Here is a 15,491-nt window from a genome sequence, read left to right as displayed (position 1 = left end):
AACCGTTATGCATGGGATGAAAGAGAACAACATGAAACGACTATTTGGAGCCGTTGTGCTGCTTGCCCTGGCTGGCGTCACGACGACCGTGAAAGCGGCTGATTGCCGGGTCAATGGCGGCAATTGGCAACGGGTGAGCATTGGCGGGACGTTGAACCTGCAGGTTCCGGTGAATGTGCGGCTGGAGGTGAATGAGCCGCGCATTCTCCTGTCCGGGGTGAGGATCGAATGCCGGTTTGAACCGGACAGCTATACCCCGGATGGACGGCAGGACTACTGGGCCACCGGGACGAGGATCGGCCCGGCCTGGTCGCCTGGTCCGAAGTTCGTCAGCCAGACGACCGGCTTGCGTATCAATGGCAGTTATTGGAACACGCCTATCCAGGCGGGTATCAGGATTGCGACCATGCCTAACAATACGTCTCCGATCCCGATCGATGTCATCCCTTATATATTGATCCGCAACAACCCGACCAACCCGATCGACATTCGAATAGGTGACACTCTGGGCGTGTTACGTCTCGACCAGACCAACAACTACGATTCCTTTTCCACGAGCCTGCAGCTTACGTACATCGCCAACAACGACTTCACCATCTCCCCGTCGTCGTGCACGATCAACAATAACCAACCGATCGAAATCAACTTCGGCAACGTGCACCAGAGGGCGATAGGCACCGACCCCGTATCAACCACCGTTCGTACCGATCGCACGCTCACCTACCGGTGCCCGGACCCGGGGATTACCACGCCGATCACCATTACCTACAAAGGCACGCCGTCCTCGTTCAACGCCAATGCGCTGGTGATGAGCAATCCGAACGTGGGCACGGCCCTTGTCCGTCAGGGGACTGCGGTTCGAGTCAATGGCTCGTTCCTGACCCGTATCACCAACAGTTCCGGGAGCGACGTTGTAACGTTCGCCCTGGTCAAGCAGGCGGGGTCCCTGCCTGTCGAGGGGCCGTTGAACGGCAGCGGCGTACTGGTAATGGGGGTGCCATGACACACCCATACGGTCAGACCTGGCGCGTGACGCGGTTACGTTGTTGGCTGTGGCGTTCCAAAGCCTGGTGGGTCAACTCGCGCATCCATTGTTTTTCGCGGTAGCCCAGTTCGTTGAGCAGCAGGTTGTAGCTGTCGTCCGTCATGGGTTGCCCGGTCAGCACTTGTGGGTGCGGCACACCCAGGGCGTCGGCGAGACCGATCAGCGTGAGCCTCAACGCTTCTTTCTGCTCGTCGGGTAAGCCGTTGGCCTGGGCCAGCCTGGCCTGGGCTTCCTGCAGCTCATCAAGGCGCGCGCATTGCTCGTCGAAATGCCGGGCATTGGCCTCAAGGGTGTTCGGGTGGTGGTCGTGCAGGTACTGTTCCCAATAGGGCTCCAGCAACATCTGGTTGACCAGGCCATCGCCTTCGCCCAGCTCCAGCACCGTGCTGTAGGCCTGTTCGATCTGCGTGGGTTTTACGTCGCCGGTGTCGCGGTACAGCATGTGTTCCGACAGCCAGGGCAGGTCGAGGCGCTTGGCCAGGGAGGTCTGGTAGCTCAGGTAGACCTCCACGTCGTCCACGTTACCCATCACGCCCTCCCGTCGTTGGGAACGCAGCCATTGGCCGAGGCCGCCTTCGGCTTCGGGTTTGAGCCGATGGGCAATGTCCTCGCTGGCGATGCGGTTCAATTGCTTGAGCCGTGCATTGCCCTTTGCCAGCGTCACCAGTTTGCCCTCGCGCTCGCTGGCCGAGGCGGAGTAACGCTGGGCTTCGCTGACCAGCACTTCGATGCCCAGGTCATTGAAAATCTGTGCACTGCCGTCGGCGCACAGGCCGGGAAAACTGGCCATCTTGAACAGCTTTTCACGCAGCGCCGTATCGTTGTGGGCCGCCTCCAGCAAACGCCAGACGCGCTCGCGCAACGTTTCAAGATTGTCCCAATAGGTGTCCATGTCCTGGGGCCGCTGGAAGAAGTCGGGCGCTTCAAGGGCCTTGATCACCTCGAACAAACCCTGGGAGCCGTGCTCGCGCTCCACCGCTTGCCACAGCTCCTGGCGCCTGCCCAGTAACGGCGGCCTGACCCGTTCCAGCCACGGGCCGCTCTCTCCACGGGGTTCATAGCTGCGGTTGGGGTCCAGTCCGGCGGCTTCGCGGTACTGCTCGTACAGCAGGCGCTGGTCGTTGAGCAGGGTGTTGCGGTCCAGGCGGGTATGGGCGACGGTCCGGGCCTCGGCGCTATCGGCCATGAGCGCTGGCACATGATCAATCCGGGTTTGGCTCAGGTCCAGCAGGAAACCCTCCTCCCGTGGGTGGGCAAACAGCCCGGTGGGCCATTGGGTGATGGGGGTGCGGCTCAGGAACAGGCGGCGCAGGTGCGGCATTTTCGAGATGTTCGGTGGCTGCGTCAGCGGGTTGCGGTACAGGTTCAGGTTGCGCAGGTGCTTGAGGTTTTTCAGGCGCGCAACGTCGCCGTTGAGCAGCGTGATCTGGTTTTCCCCCACGTTGAGGTCGCGCAGGTAGCGCATGTTGGCGATGGGCTCGGGCAGCCGCGTCAGTTCGTTCGCACTGACGTCCAGCTCCCGCAGGGACGGGAATGCCTGCAGAAAGGGCCACTGGCTGTCGTTGAACATGCAGTTGGCCAGCTTCAGTTGGGTGACGTGCTCGAAACCATTGCCCAGCAGCGGCAGGCTGCCGGGCAGGTCGAGGGCGCTGAGGTCCAGGCTCGCGCCGCTCTGCACCTGGCCCAAGTCGTCGCGGTGCTCGGCGAGGCGGTCTTCCCAGCAGCGATAGAGTTTGTGCGCAATGATATTTTTACGCAGTTTTTCCTCCCGGGCCATGCGGCTGTTTTTGGGATGGGGGCCGGGCAGGCGCTTCCATTGCTCCAGCTCCCGGTACAGGTTGTGCCGCTGCAGGACCAGGCGATTGAGGACATCGTTGTTCAGCCCCGGGCCGATCTCATTGAGGAACCGCTGCAGGCGCGCCTCTTCCAGGGTCGGGAACAGACTTGCCAGCACCTCCCGGGCGCGGGCCTGGCTCAGGTGCTCCTGGGCGCGGCGCAACCCGCCGAGGGCCGCGCCGCCGAGCAGGGTGGTGGTCTGCGCATCAGCGGTAGAGCGCAGCGGTGGCTCGGCCAGCACCCGGCGCCGTTCGGCCAGGGGTTCGAGGGTTTCCATCAGCCAATGCTTGAGCCCGGCGCCCTGGCCGGGCCGGTAGCCCAACTCGCTTTGCTGAGCGTCGGACAATGCACGCAACAGGCATTCATACAGGGTATCCGGGCCGTGCAGGCGTTGGCCCTGTTCATCGAACAGTTCGTAGCCCACGTGGTTCTGGCGCACCAGCACCCGGCGCCGGCGGGCATCGGCCGCCCCGGCTTCACAACGCAACGTACCGCTGACCTGGCGATCGCGGATTTGCAGGTGCAGGTCGCCAAAGCCATCGCTGTAGCGCTTGAGGGTATTGAGCACCAGGCGCTCGGTACCTTCGGTGATCGCCCAGGGCGGGAAGAACCCCGCGTAGGCCTGGACACTGTGCTGGGCGAAGCTCAGTTCCCTGGCCTGATTGAGCAGGCGCAGCGGTACGTGGTGGTCCAGGGTTTGCCGTTCGGCCGGGGTTGTGCCGGCCAGCAGGGTGTCGGCCAGCGGCCGGTCCAGCGGGCTGACCTGCTCGCGCAAACGGCGTTCATGGGGATCGGCGCTGACCTGGCGGGCCTGATGGATGTAGTCGGCGATGTCACCGGTCTGGCGCGCCACCGAGTCCGCCAGTTGATCGCGCAAGGTTTGCACGCGCAGTGCTTGCGGCACGTCGCCGCCCAGCAGGTGCCTGATCGACGGCTCATCGAGAAACTCCAGCACCCGCGCCGGCAACTCGCCGGACATCACCTCGGCCAGGCTCAATTGCAGCGTGTCGGCCGGCGATGCCTGCGGGTTGGCGTACTTGTGGGAGTCACCGCTCTTGTCCGAGCGCACGAACACTTCCAATGCCTTGGTTTGGGGCCAGCCCGGCAGCTCGGTGATGGTCTGCTCGAACCAGGCGGACGTCGCATCCAGCGGCAGCGGTGCGCCGGCGCGAATGGTGTGCACGGTCTGTGTGGCAGCGCGCTGGGCTTCATAGCGATTGAGGGTCGCTTCCAGCAGCGGCGGGGTCGGCCTGTTTTGCACGTAAAGGTTGCGCAGCACACCGTCGTCGGCACCGCTGATGCGTTGCATCTGCTGCAGTTGCTGGTTGCTGAAGGGCGCCGTGCGCGGCCCCAGGCGGCGCATCAGCGTGGCGCTGTCCCAGGTGCGCGGTTGCTCGGCTTCATGTACGAAGGCGCCGTCGCCGTTGAACCGCACCAGGGGTTGATAGGCGTTGGCGCGCTCCGGGTGAGCGATACGCGTGTCGCCGGTTTCAGGGTCTGCCTGCACTTCGAAGTGAGTACCTTGCAGCGCGAGGATCTGCTTGCCCCGATGGGTGTGCAGGCCGTCGACAATGGGCGGCTGGTCGAGGTTTTTCACAGCATAGGGCGCAATATCCGGGTGCCACAGGCGCGTGCTGCCGTCGGGCCGCACCACCGGGCGCAAGCCTTCGACGAAGGGGCTGAGCTTGAGCCGTGCGACATGGCCCAACTGGCTGGCAGCACCGAACAAGGCAAACTGGATCACGCTGTCGGCCACCGCGACCACTTGCTCCGCCGCCTCGGCACCACGCCCCTGGGCCCAATCGACAATCCCCTCGAACACCTCGTCGGTGATCTGGTACAGGCTGTAGGCGAGCATCGCTTCCCCCAGCAGCGGCACGAAGGGCGTCAGCACCAGCAGCGCCGCATTGAAGATATCCCCGAGGATTTTTTCCAGGTTGTCCCACCAGGCCCAGCGCGCGTGGCGGTCGGCGGTGGCGGTGGGCACGGCGATGTCCAGGGCATCGTTGACGATCTTGTTCAACTTGAGGCGGTACTGGTAATTCCACAGGTCATTTTCGGCGGCGAGCGTTGAGCGATTGACGTGATCGTCACCGATAGCCTGCACGCTGAATTGCAGGTTTGGCTGGGTGGTCGGGGTGTCGCGCCAGCTGGGACGCGGGTCGGTGTGGGCGGTTTGATGCCAGCGCACACGGCTCAAGCGTGTATTGAGCCCGGCAAAGAATTCACCGCGCCTGGCGTGGTCGATGAACTGGCTGAAGAAGGTCTGGTAGCGCTGGCTGTCCCGCAGTTTTTCCGTGAGGTGGCTGAGGAAGGCCGCAGGCGAAGGGTATTGCTTCAGAGGGTGTTCGGGGTCTGCGGGGATGTACACCAGCACCTTGCCGACGGGTCGGGTGGGCTGCGGGACAAACAGCAACAGGATGCCGGTCAATGCCGTGTTCATCAGGCTCAGGGTATGGCATCCAAGCGCCTGACCGTCCAGCAGCGCGACGCGGCCGGCGATCAGGTCGAGCACGGCGCCGTGGGCATCGGCGTCGATGTCCCGGTTGATCAAGGCCAGGTGCGCCGCCGTACCCAGGGCAGTCTTCTGAGTGGCAATCATCTGCAGGCGCACGGCCCGGGTCACCGCCGGGTCATAGAACCCCAGGGCCTGGCGCAGGCTTTTCTGGTAGCGGGCGCCCAGGTCCAGGGTGCGGCAGATGTGCTTGAACTGTTCAGCGGTCAATACGGCGCCGGTGATGGAGTGGCGCAAGGTCAGTGTATCCCGCTGCCCGCGTGGGTCTTCGGCGGACAGGAAGGCGTAGTCGACGAAGGTGTCCGAGGCGGCAAAGTTGGCCAGCGCGACGTCCAGCAGCGACAGGGTTTTGCTTTGCTCCCCACGATTGAAATCGTGCACCCACCAGGCAACTTTGGCGCTGGCATACAGCCGCAGGCAGGTGGTTCTGACGTCGATCTCGCCATAGGCCTTCAAGGCATTTTTCAGCAGCGGTTCGGCGAAGGCATACACGTCGGTCAATGCCTGGAATCGCTGGTCCATCGCAGCCTGCTGCTGCCAGTGTGCGGCGATCGCGGGCTTGAGCGCTTGATGCTGGTTGGCGCTGGCATGGGGATAGTGGCGGATGCCTTGGCGGGCGACGTCGTTGAGTGCGCGCAGGCGGAGTGGCGAGGTGGTTTTCAGCCAGTGCGGCAGGGCGTTTTCGATAAACGCGTGGTGCAGGGACTGGTCGGGTATGTCGGCCATGGGGGCAACCTGTAGAGCTCAAAAAGAAGGCTTGAGTCTATGCACCGGCACGGCTGCGGATAAGTTTGAATAGTGGGTGGAAACCGCGGCGGATCCCTCAGTAATCCGCAAGTGAAAAGCGCAGGGATAGGCCCATCAGCGCACGCTGCATAAGCTGTTGTTGCCCGGTTGCAGATAGGGCGTAAGAATCGGCGCCATGCCCTTGAGTACCTGTACCGGCAACGCCGAAGTGAACTTGAAACCCTGGGCCGAAGCGCCGGGGACGAAGGCGGTCAGCGTGCCGAAATGATGTTCGCCGATGTAGAACACGAAGGTCGCCGTGCGGTTGATCGCCTTGGAGCTGAGAATCCGCCCGCCGGCGCCGATGGCTTCGATCCGGTTGTCGCCGGTACCGGTCTTGCCACCCATGGCCAAAGGCGTACCGTCCGCCAGTTTGAAACTGCCGGACACGCGCCGTGCAGTGCCCGCGTCCACCACCTGGGACAGCGCCCCCTTGAGTGCCGTGGCCACCTCGGAAGGCATCACGCGCTTGCCGCGATTGGGGTCGTTGACCAAGCGGGTTTCGTACGGGGTGTCGGCGGCAAAGCGCAGGCTGTCGATACGCAGGGTGGGCTGGCGCACGCCATCGTTGAGGATGATCCCCACCAGTTCCGCCAGGGCCGCCGGGCGGTCGCCGGAGCTGCCGATGGCCGTGGCAAGCGACGGCACCAGGTGGTCGAAGGGGTAGCCGACTTTCTGCCAGCGCTGGTGAATATCGAGGAAGGCTTCGATCTCCAGCATGGTGCGGATGCGGCTGTCGCGGGCACTCTTGTGGCGGCTCTTGAACAGCCAGCTGTAAACCTCCTGGCGCTCGTGTTCACTGGCGGCGGTGGCCTGGGTGAAGGTGGCGTCGGGGTTGTTCAGCAGGTAGCCCATCAGCCACAGGTCCAGCGGGTGAACCTTGGCGATATAGCCTTGGTCAGGCAGGTCGTAGGCACCGGGGCCGTAATTCTGGTAGAGCTTTTCGAGGCGCTCGTCGGTGAGTTTTTCAGGGCTTTTGACGCTGCTCAAGTGCGAGCGGACGAAGCTGTTGAAACTCGCCTGGCTGGCGTTGGGCAGCAGGTAGCGGTGTACGGCGGCCAGGCGAATGGCGGTGGGGTGCATGCTGTCGAGGAAGGTGTCGAGGCGCGCCTGGGTGTTCTTGTTGCGGTATTTCTTCCAGAACTTGAGCAGGAAGGTGGTGCCTTCGCGGTCGGCGAATTTGGCCAGGTATTCCTGGCGCCTCGGGTCACTGTCGTCCTTGAGCAACTCGGCACTGTTGTTCGCACCGTGATAGGTGCTGTAGCGCACCAGGTCACGCATCAGGCGAATGAACGGCAAGTTGATCGACTCGCGCAGGGCTTCGATCAACGTGGGATTGCGACCGTTGTCCTGGCTGCGGAAGTTATGGAAGTGGTGCATGCCGCCGCCGGTGAAAAAACCTTCGCCGGTGTTGGCCGAGTATTGGCGATTGAGGGCGGCGTCGAGCATGGCCGGCAGGTTGCGGTCGCTGTTCTGGGCCAGGTAGTCGAGGGCCCAGCGGGTAATGCGGTCCGTGTCCTCGACCGGGACTTTGCGCAGCTCGGCGGCAGGTGTCGCAGCGTATTTATCATGCAGTTCGCTGACGATTTGCAGGTAGGTGGTCATCACCCGCAGTTTGGCGGTTGAACCCAGTTCCAGCTTGCTGCCTTCGTTGATGTCGAATGGCTGGTCGGTGCTGTCGGTTTGCACGCGCACGCGGGCACCGTCGGGTGTCATCTCGTAGAGGTTGAAACTGTAGCGAACCTGAGCGGTGCTGGCGGGCGTCAGCAGCGTGGGCCCGAGCAGGCCGATCTGCGCGGCGAAGGCGGGGTCGGCGAGTTGCTTGAGGTACGTGCTGGCCTGGCTTTGCAGGTCGGCTTGCAAGGTGCTCGTGGCAGAGAGATCGAGTCGGTCGAGGTCGTACAGCGGCTGGTTGAGCAGGGCGGCCAGGCGAGTGCGGGCGACGCTGATGCCCTTGTTGGTTTCGATTGGCTGGATCGTCGGTTGTTGCTGCCAGTCACGGTAGGTGACTTTGCTGGCGAGGGCTGCGCTGGCCAGCGCCGGGTCGATCACGTTGTTTTGTGCGAGCAGGCGGATGTGGCTGTCGGTGAGGTCCGCCAGTTCCTTGTGGCCCTTGGACAGATAGTGAGACGGGCGACGCTGGGCGATCATCAGCGACAGCACCTCGCGCAACGCCAGACCCTTTTGCGGCAGCTGTTTGGGGTCGGTGCCGATGAGCAGCGCGTTTGTCTGGTTGAAGTCGGCGCCGTACCACACGCGCAAGCCTTCGGCCATGCCGTGCACTTCGCCATGGCCGGGTACCGCCGACAGGGGCACGCTGTTGAGGTAGTCGCGCACGATGTCCTGGCGAGCGGCAAGGGTTTGCGGGCCGTCCTGATACGCGCGCACGCTGGCAGAAATCATCTGGCGGATTTTCTCTCCGCCGGACAGGGTCAGGCCGTCGGGCGAGTGGCGGTATTTTTCCAGCTGCGTGGCCAGGGTACTGCCGCCTGCCGTCTGGCCGGGCAGGTGCAAGAGCTTCGCCACCTGGGACCAGGCCGCCTTGGCAAAGCGCGGCCAATCCACGGCCGGGTTGAGTTGCGGGTTTTTCGGGTCCAGCAGGTCGCGGTCTTCGATAAACAGCAGGCTGCTGACCACCACCGGCGGGATCGCCGCAAAGCTTGGGTAGAACTGTTGTGGATACGTGAACTGATACAGCGGTGCGGCGCGGCAATCGGTGATGGTCAGGCCGGCCTGGATCTTTTCCGGGTAGGGCACGAACAGGCCGCGCTGGGCGTAGGCCATCAGGTCGGGGGAGAAGCGCGCTTGAGCCTGGATCAGGTAGTCACGCTTGATCAAGCGCGGCAGGAACTCGCCGAGGGCGCTGTAGCCCAAGCGCTTGTCAAAGGGCCCGGCGCCAGGGTAAACCCGCGCATCGCTGGGGCCCGAATGCATTTGGTAGGTGAGGGTTGAGGCAATGTCGGAGAAGGTCTTGGCCTGCAACCTTGAAGTGCGCATTTCCCGCAGGGCGGCAAAGCCCAGGGCGATCAGCGCAATCAGCAGCACCAGCCAGAACAGCCGCCACCACAACCGTCGGCGGGGAGGAGGGCTTTGTGGCAACGGCTGTTCATCCGGGCTATCGGTGGATACCGCAGCCTTGGTCGAAGCGTTTTGCCATAAAGCGCCCATAGTCGATTGATCCATTTACGTAGATTGATCGGACTTGGTTGAAGCTTAGACGGTGGTGGGCGAGTGGGGGGGATTTGTGAGTGTGATGCTGTTTGTGGCGAGGGGGCTTGTCCCCCGTTGGGCTGCGCAGCAGCCCCAAAACCTGCCATGAAGATCTTCCTGAAGAAATGCGGTGTGTTTACTGGGGCTGCTGCGCAGCCCAACGGGGGGCAAGCCCCCTCGCCACAGACAAGCCCTCTCCACACAGGAAAAATCAGAGCCAGGCTGCGTCCCATAGTGGGTAGTCACCAATATGTTCGACCAGGCCCGCTCGCAGAGGATTGGCGATGATGTAGCGGGCAATTTTGCGAAGGTCTTCATCGCTACGCACTGCTCGGTCATGGTAGCCAAGTTGCCAGAATCGTTCTTTGCTGCCGCGTGCGCGATTAATGGTGAGGGTGCTGCGGGATTTGGTACGTCCCACAGCCTGCGACAACGTTGTGCCTTGCAGCTCAAATAGCCAATGAAAGTGATCAGGCATGACGACCCATGCCAGAGAGTCGACCATTCCCAATTCATGGGTCTTCCTGAATTCTGCTACCAGTAGTCTTCCCAAATGGAAGTCTTTGAACAGGGGTTGCCTGTTGTGAACCACGGCGGTAATCAGATAAGGACGGCCAGATTCTGAATGTCGACCACGGCGTAACAGATGAGAGTTGGGTTGATGAAGCGTTCCTTTGCTCCTTGAGGGGAAGTAGTCAATTGACGTTAGCAGCTGCTGTGGAGTGCTCTCTTGCAGTTCAGTGTCGGCGTGTTTCTCGAAGGTAGATTTGTGGCGAGCGGGCTTGTCTGTGGCGAGGGGGCTTGTCCCCCGTTGGGCTGCGCAGCAGCCCCAGTAAAGACACCGCATTTTCTGGATAGAACTTATGGCAGGTTTTGGGGCTGCTACGCAGCCCAACGGGGGACAAGCCCCCTCGCCACAGACAAGCCCGCTCGTCACAGATAACCCCGCCACATAACCCCAAACCGTCGAGCTAGAGCCTCCCCCACCCGTAAACCCGCCAAAGGTAGGGGCATGACGCTGCACCATTACCGTGCAATACTCGCCGCCGTTTGGTGGCGATGATTCCTACGCTAACCAGGTGATGCTCCTCCGCAAAAGGCGCCTTTACCGAGAGTTCCCGCTGAATCTTGCCGTTTATAGAGTGAAAACCCCTGGGTTTAGCTTTTTATACTGCACCCCCGCTGATCTGGCCCGGCCAGACCGTTTTACCCAAAAGGTGATCCGGCAACGGTACGCCATGGCAGACCCGCCATGACGCCCCGGACTCGGTGGCTCATATCCAATAACAAGACGAGGTTGTATCCCTATGCCAGCTGGCAATCATCTGCCCCACGGCGAGACCGCTCAGGGCGGTCCGCTGAAACGCGAACTCGGCGAACGGCATATTCGCCTGATGGCCCTCGGTGCATGCATCGGCGTCGGCCTGTTCCTAGGCTCGGCCAAGGCCATTGAAATGGCCGGCCCGGCGATCATGCTGTCGTACATCATCGGCGGCCTGGCGATCCTGGTGATCATGCGCGCCCTCGGCGAGATGGCCGTGCACAACCCGGTGGCCGGTTCGTTCAGCCGCTACGCCCAGGATTACCTCGGCCCGCTGGCGGGCTTTCTCACCGGCTGGAACTATTGGTTCCTGTGGCTGGTGACCTGCGTGGCAGAAATCACGGCCGTCGCCGTGTACATGGGCGTGTGGTTCCCCGATACACCCCGCTGGATCTGGGCCCTGGCAGCACTGATCAGCATGGGCACCATCAACCTGATCGCGGTCAAGGCCTTCGGTGAGTTCGAGTTCTGGTTCGCACTGATCAAGATCGTCACCATCATCGCCATGGTGATCGGCGGCGTCGGCATCATCGCGTTCGGCTTTGGCAACGATGGCGTGGCCCTGGGCATTTCCAACCTGTGGACCCACGGCGGCTTTATGCCCAATGGCGTGCAGGGTGTGTTGATGTCCCTGCAGATGGTGATGTTCGCCTACCTGGGCGTGGAGATGATCGGCCTCACCGCCGGTGAAGCGAAGAACCCGCAGAAGACCATCCCGAGTGCCATCGGCTCGGTGTTCTGGCGCATCCTGCTGTTCTACGTCGGTGCGTTGTTCGTGATTCTGTCGATCTACCCGTGGAACGAAATCGGCACCCAGGGCAGCCCGTTCGTGATGACCTTCGAGCGCCTGGGTATCAAGACCGCCGCCGGCATCATCAACTTCGTGGTGATCACCGCAGCGTTGTCGTCGTGCAACGGCGGTATCTTCAGCACCGGGCGCATGCTCTACAGCCTGGCGCAGAACGGCCAGGCCCCGGCCACGTTCGGTACCACCTCGAGCAACGGCGTGCCGCGCAAGGCGCTGCTGCTGTCGATCTTCGTGCTGTTGCTGGGCGTGCTGCTCAACTACATGGTCCCGGAAAAAGTCTTCGTCTGGGTCACTTCCATCGCCACCTTCGGCGCGATCTGGACCTGGCTGATGATCCTCCTGGCCCAGCTCAAGTTCCGCAAGAGCCTGACCCAGGCCGAACGTGACGGCCTTAAATACCGCATGTGGCTGTACCCGGTCAGCTCCTACCTGGCCTTGGCGTTCCTGGTGCTGGTGGTGGGCCTGATGGCGTACTTCCCGGACACCCGTGTGGCGCTCTACGTGGGGCCGGTGTTCCTGGTGCTGCTGACGGTGTTGTTCTACGTGTTCAAGTTGCAGCCGACTCAAGCGGCGGCACGCACCGCGAGCTGAGTTTCCTGCGCTCAACAAAAAGCCCCTTTCGGGGCTTTTTGTTTTTCAGGCGGTGGCGACGCGCGCCGGTTGCGTGAGCCGCTTGTTCAAGTCCAGCCAGGCCCCCAGCAACGCCATCAACCCGGCGCCTACCAGTGCGGTGAAAATCTGCATGGCGAAGGCATCGCCGGTGATCGCATTGATCATGTCTGCCAGTGGCGCCAGCAGCACCCCCAGGCAGAACACTTCCAGGGAGTAGCGCCCCATACGGCAGGTTTGTCGGGCCAGCCAGTTCTGCGTCCATTCGCGGCCAGGCAGCAGCTTGGCGGTGACATAGGCCAGGGCCAGGAAGTGCAGCAAACGCACGGGCGACAGGTCGGTCTTGCTGATGGGGTACAGCAGGTCACTGAGCGCCGACGGCATCAGCGCGTCGTGGATTTCCGGCCAGCGCCACGAGAGCGTGAGAACCCCCGCCAACAGCGCATACACCGCCGCAGCGACGAACAATGGCTGACGCAACAGGCGCCGAGTCTCGACAGGGCGGGGTTGCCCGGCATGAATCGCCGCCGCGCCGCCCAGCACAAACAGCAACTGCCAGGTCACCGGATTGAAATACCACACGCCGTCGGCAATCGCCGCCAGGTTCCAGCCCAGGTGCGGGGCCAGCAAGTACACCGCCAGCGAAACAGCCACCACCGCCGAGGTCTTGCGCAACAGCAACGGCAACACCAGCGGCAGGCAACCCAGCAGCACGATGTACAGCGGCAACGGGTCCATCAGGTTGGGTTTGAAGCGCAGCAACAGTTCATCCACCAGGGCTTGCTGGGGATGAGTGACGAAGTGCGTCAGGCCCATCTCTTCAACGAGGTCGCGGGTTTCCACATGGCTGTTGGCGAAGAACACGATGCCCATCAGCATCGCCAGCAGGAAGATGTGCACCACGTACAGCACCCAGGTGCGCCGCCAGATCTTCACGCAGGCGATCAGATAACCGTCGCGCTGCAGGATCTTGCCGTAGGCCAGCACGGCCGCATAACCGGCCAGGAACACGAAGACCTCCGCCGCGTCGCTGAAACCGAAGTTGCGCAAGGTGATCTGGCCCAGAGGGTTGTGGGGCACGTGATCCCAGAAAATAAAGATCAACGCCAGGCCCCGAAAAAAATCGATGCGCGGGTCGCGTCCGTTCAACATGGCAGCGGGCTCTTGAACAAGGGGTTTAGTAATGACAAGTGGACGACGGCTTCAGTCGAGCCGTACGTCGGGCGGGCGCAGGTTGGCGGTATTTGTAAGCAATTGCAAAGCTGAGTTTTTTGCTGAATGTCTCATCGCTTTGTTTAAACGTCGATGATCACCAGCGTGCCTTGGCTGCCGGCGAGTACCGCGTGGGCGATGCCGGCTTCAACCAGGTACATCTGACCGGCGCCGACGTCGATGGCCTCCTCGCCAATAGACAGGCGCAAAAGGCCGTCGATCACCAACAGCCCTTCGTTGTAGTCGTGGGTTTCTTCTTCATAAGCCTGTGCATCCATGCGCAGCACCTTGATCCGCGCCGGGCCGACCTGGCCCACGCGGGTGGATTTCCAGGTGTCCGGCAGTTGGGCGGCAAGGGCGGTGAAGTCGAGTAACGGCATGGTGAAGCTCCTTGTTTCAACGATGCCGTTCGGTGGTCCGGTTCAGCGGGGTTGTTCAGTGCGGGCTCAGGCCGCGGCGATTTCATTCGGCTCAAAACTATCGGCCCGTGCCATCTGCCACATGCGCGAATAAAACTCGCCGTTCACTTCGCCGGTGAGCAATTCGCCAGGTTTCAGGAATACATGCAACTGCGAGAACAGCTTGATCTCGGTGGCCGACATGCGCCGCACCAGGTGCTTGGCCGACAGTTGTGAAGGGTGGTCGAGACCGGCGGCAGCGAGCATTTCTGCCAGGGCCTTCAACGTGTTGCGGTGGAAGTTGAACACGCGCTGGGCCTTGTCCGGCACCACCAGTGCGCGCTGGCGCAACGGGTCCTGGGTGGCCACTCCGGTGGGGCATTTGTTGGTGTGGCAGCTTTGCGACTGGATACAGCCGATGGCGAACATGAAGCCCCGCGCCGAGTTGGCCCAGTCGGCACCGATGGCCAGGACGCTGGCGATGTCGAACGCGCTGACGATCTTGCCGCTGGCGCCGAGCTTGATCTTGTCCCGCAGGTTCAAGCCCACCAGGGTGTTGTGCACGAACAGCAAGCCTTCACGCAGCGGCACGCCGATGTGGTCGGTGAACTCCACCGGCGCGGCGCCGGTGCCGCCTTCCTTGCCGTCCACCACGATAAAGTCCGGGAGGATGCCGGTTTCGAGCATGGCCTTGGCGATGCCCATGAATTCCCACGGGTGGCCCAGGCAGAACTTGAAGCCCACCGGTTTGCCGCCCGACAGTTCACGCAGCTGGGCGATGAAGTGCATCATTTCGATAGGAGTGGAAAACGCGCTGTGGCGCGACGGCGAGATGCAGTCCTCGCCCATCATGATGCCGCGGGTGTCGGCGATTTCCTGGGTCACCTTGTGCTTGGGCAGGATCCCGCCGTGGCCCGGTTTGGCGCCTTGGCTCATCTTGATTTCGATCATCCGCACTTGCGGGTTCTGCGCCTGCACGGCGAAGCGTTCCGGGTCGAAAAGGCCGGCGCTGGTGCGGCAGCCGAAGTAGCCGCTGCCGAGCTCCCAGGTCAGGTCGCCGCCGTTTTCCCGGTGATAGGGGCTGATGCTGCCTTCACCGGTGTCATGGGCGAAGTTGCCGAGCTTGGCCCCCTGGTTGAGCGCGCGAATCGCGTTGGCGCTCAGCGAACCGAAGCTCATGGCCGAGATGTTGAACACCGAGGCCGAGTAGGGCTGCTTGCATTGCGGGCCGCCGACGATCACGCGAAACGCGCTGGGGTCGCTCAGCGGCGCGGGGCGCATGGAGTGGCCGATAAACTCAAAGCCCGACTGGTAAACGTCGATCAGCGTGCCGAAGGGTTTGTCGGCACTTTCATTCTTGGCGCGGGAATAGACCAGCGAGCGCTGGGCCCGGGAGAAGGGCAGGGCGTCGCTGTCGGATTCCAGCAGGTACTGGCGGATTTCCGGACGGATGCCTTCCACCAGGTAACGGATATTGCCCAGGATCGGGTAGTTGCGGCGCACCGCGTGGGGGCTTTGCAGCAGGTCGAAAATGCCGATCAGGCTAAGGATGCCGGTCACCACGGCGATCGGCCACAGCCATTCGTGTTCGATAAACGGCATGCTGGCGAGGGTGAAAATGACGCAGACGGCAAAGAACGCGTAACGGCTTAACAAGGACAGGCTCATACAGGGTTCCTTAGTTTTTATCCTGTAGGAGCGAGCTTGCTCGCGAAGGTCGTTAACGATAGCGCGGTTGTCTGGATGACCGC

Annotated in this window: 8 protein-coding genes; 2 read left to right on the top strand and 6 right to left on the bottom strand. The window is 62.4% G+C overall.

Going from position 1 to position 15,491, the window contains the following annotated elements; genetic code table 11:
- Positions 1–31 precede the first annotated feature (31 nt).
- Positions 32–1,003 carry a fimbrial protein gene (locus V6607_RS27105; protein ID WP_008435561.1) on the top strand — a complete coding sequence of 324 codons (972 nt, stop codon included), beginning with the start codon at positions 32–34 and terminating at the stop codon, positions 1,001–1,003.
- Between the two features lie 13 nt (positions 1,004–1,016).
- Here the strand turns inward: V6607_RS27105 and V6607_RS27100 are convergent, their stop codons facing one another.
- From V6607_RS27100 to V6607_RS27090, 3 genes are all read right to left on the bottom strand, one after another.
- Positions 1,017–6,122 carry an NEL-type E3 ubiquitin ligase domain-containing protein gene (locus V6607_RS27100; protein WP_134327274.1) on the bottom strand — a complete coding sequence of 1,702 codons (5,106 nt, stop codon included), beginning with the start codon at positions 6,120–6,122 and terminating at the stop codon, positions 1,017–1,019.
- 135 nt (positions 6,123–6,257) lie between these two features.
- The gene (locus V6607_RS27095) at positions 6,258–9,350 is read right to left on the bottom strand and encodes a transglycosylase domain-containing protein (protein ID WP_087692797.1); all 3,093 of its coding nucleotides are present in this window, start codon (positions 9,348–9,350) and stop codon (positions 6,258–6,260) included.
- Positions 9,351–9,603: 253 nt separating this feature from the next.
- Positions 9,604–10,092, bottom strand: coding sequence for a transposase (locus tag V6607_RS27090; RefSeq protein ID WP_338743969.1), 489 nt, complete (start codon positions 10,090–10,092; stop codon positions 9,604–9,606).
- Positions 10,093–10,699: 607 nt separating this feature from the next.
- Between V6607_RS27090 and V6607_RS27085 the strand changes: the two genes are divergently transcribed.
- Positions 10,700–12,112 carry an amino acid permease gene (locus V6607_RS27085; protein ID WP_003216436.1) on the top strand — a complete coding sequence of 471 codons (1,413 nt, stop codon included), beginning with the start codon at positions 10,700–10,702 and terminating at the stop codon, positions 12,110–12,112.
- A gap of 45 nt (positions 12,113–12,157) precedes the next feature.
- Here the strand turns inward: V6607_RS27085 and V6607_RS27080 are convergent, their stop codons facing one another.
- From V6607_RS27080 to V6607_RS27070, 3 genes are all read right to left on the bottom strand, one after another.
- The gene (locus V6607_RS27080; RefSeq protein WP_008435548.1) at positions 12,158–13,282 is read right to left on the bottom strand and encodes an OpgC domain-containing protein; all 1,125 of its coding nucleotides are present in this window, start codon (positions 13,280–13,282) and stop codon (positions 12,158–12,160) included.
- A 143-nt stretch (positions 13,283–13,425) separates the two neighbouring features.
- A complete protein-coding gene (locus V6607_RS27075) occupies positions 13,426–13,722 on the bottom strand; it encodes a cupin domain-containing protein (RefSeq protein ID WP_003216439.1) in 297 nt (98 codons plus the stop codon).
- A gap of 66 nt (positions 13,723–13,788) precedes the next feature.
- Positions 13,789–15,408 (bottom strand): FMN-binding glutamate synthase family protein, encoded by a 1,620-nt coding sequence (locus tag V6607_RS27070; protein WP_003216444.1) that lies wholly within the window; start codon positions 15,406–15,408, stop codon positions 13,789–13,791.
- Positions 15,409–15,491 lie beyond the last annotated feature (83 nt).

This window comes from Pseudomonas sp. KK18, from assembly GCF_037094675.1.
Lineage (GTDB): Bacteria > Pseudomonadota > Gammaproteobacteria > Pseudomonadales > Pseudomonadaceae > Aquipseudomonas.
This window is presented reverse-complemented; position numbering and strand designations above follow the sequence as displayed.

Bases quoted from the DNA above. Each gene is read 5' to 3' on its own strand.
- V6607_RS27105 (WP_008435561.1), top strand. From the start codon at position 32: ATGAAACGACTATTTGGAGCCGTTGTGCTGCTTGCCCTGGCTGGCGTC.
- V6607_RS27100 (WP_134327274.1), bottom strand. From the start codon at position 6,122: ATGGCCGACATACCCGACCAGTCCCTGCACCACGCGTTTATCGAAAAC.
- V6607_RS27095 (WP_087692797.1), bottom strand. From the start codon at position 9,350: ATGGGCGCTTTATGGCAAAACGCTTCGACCAAGGCTGCGGTATCCACC.
- V6607_RS27085 (WP_003216436.1), top strand. From the start codon at position 10,700: ATGCCAGCTGGCAATCATCTGCCCCACGGCGAGACCGCTCAGGGCGGT.
- V6607_RS27080 (WP_008435548.1), bottom strand. From the start codon at position 13,282: ATGTTGAACGGACGCGACCCGCGCATCGATTTTTTTCGGGGCCTGGCG.
- V6607_RS27075 (WP_003216439.1), bottom strand. From the start codon at position 13,722: ATGCCGTTACTCGACTTCACCGCCCTTGCCGCCCAACTGCCGGACACC.
- V6607_RS27070 (WP_003216444.1), bottom strand. From the start codon at position 15,408: ATGAGCCTGTCCTTGTTAAGCCGTTACGCGTTCTTTGCCGTCTGCGTC.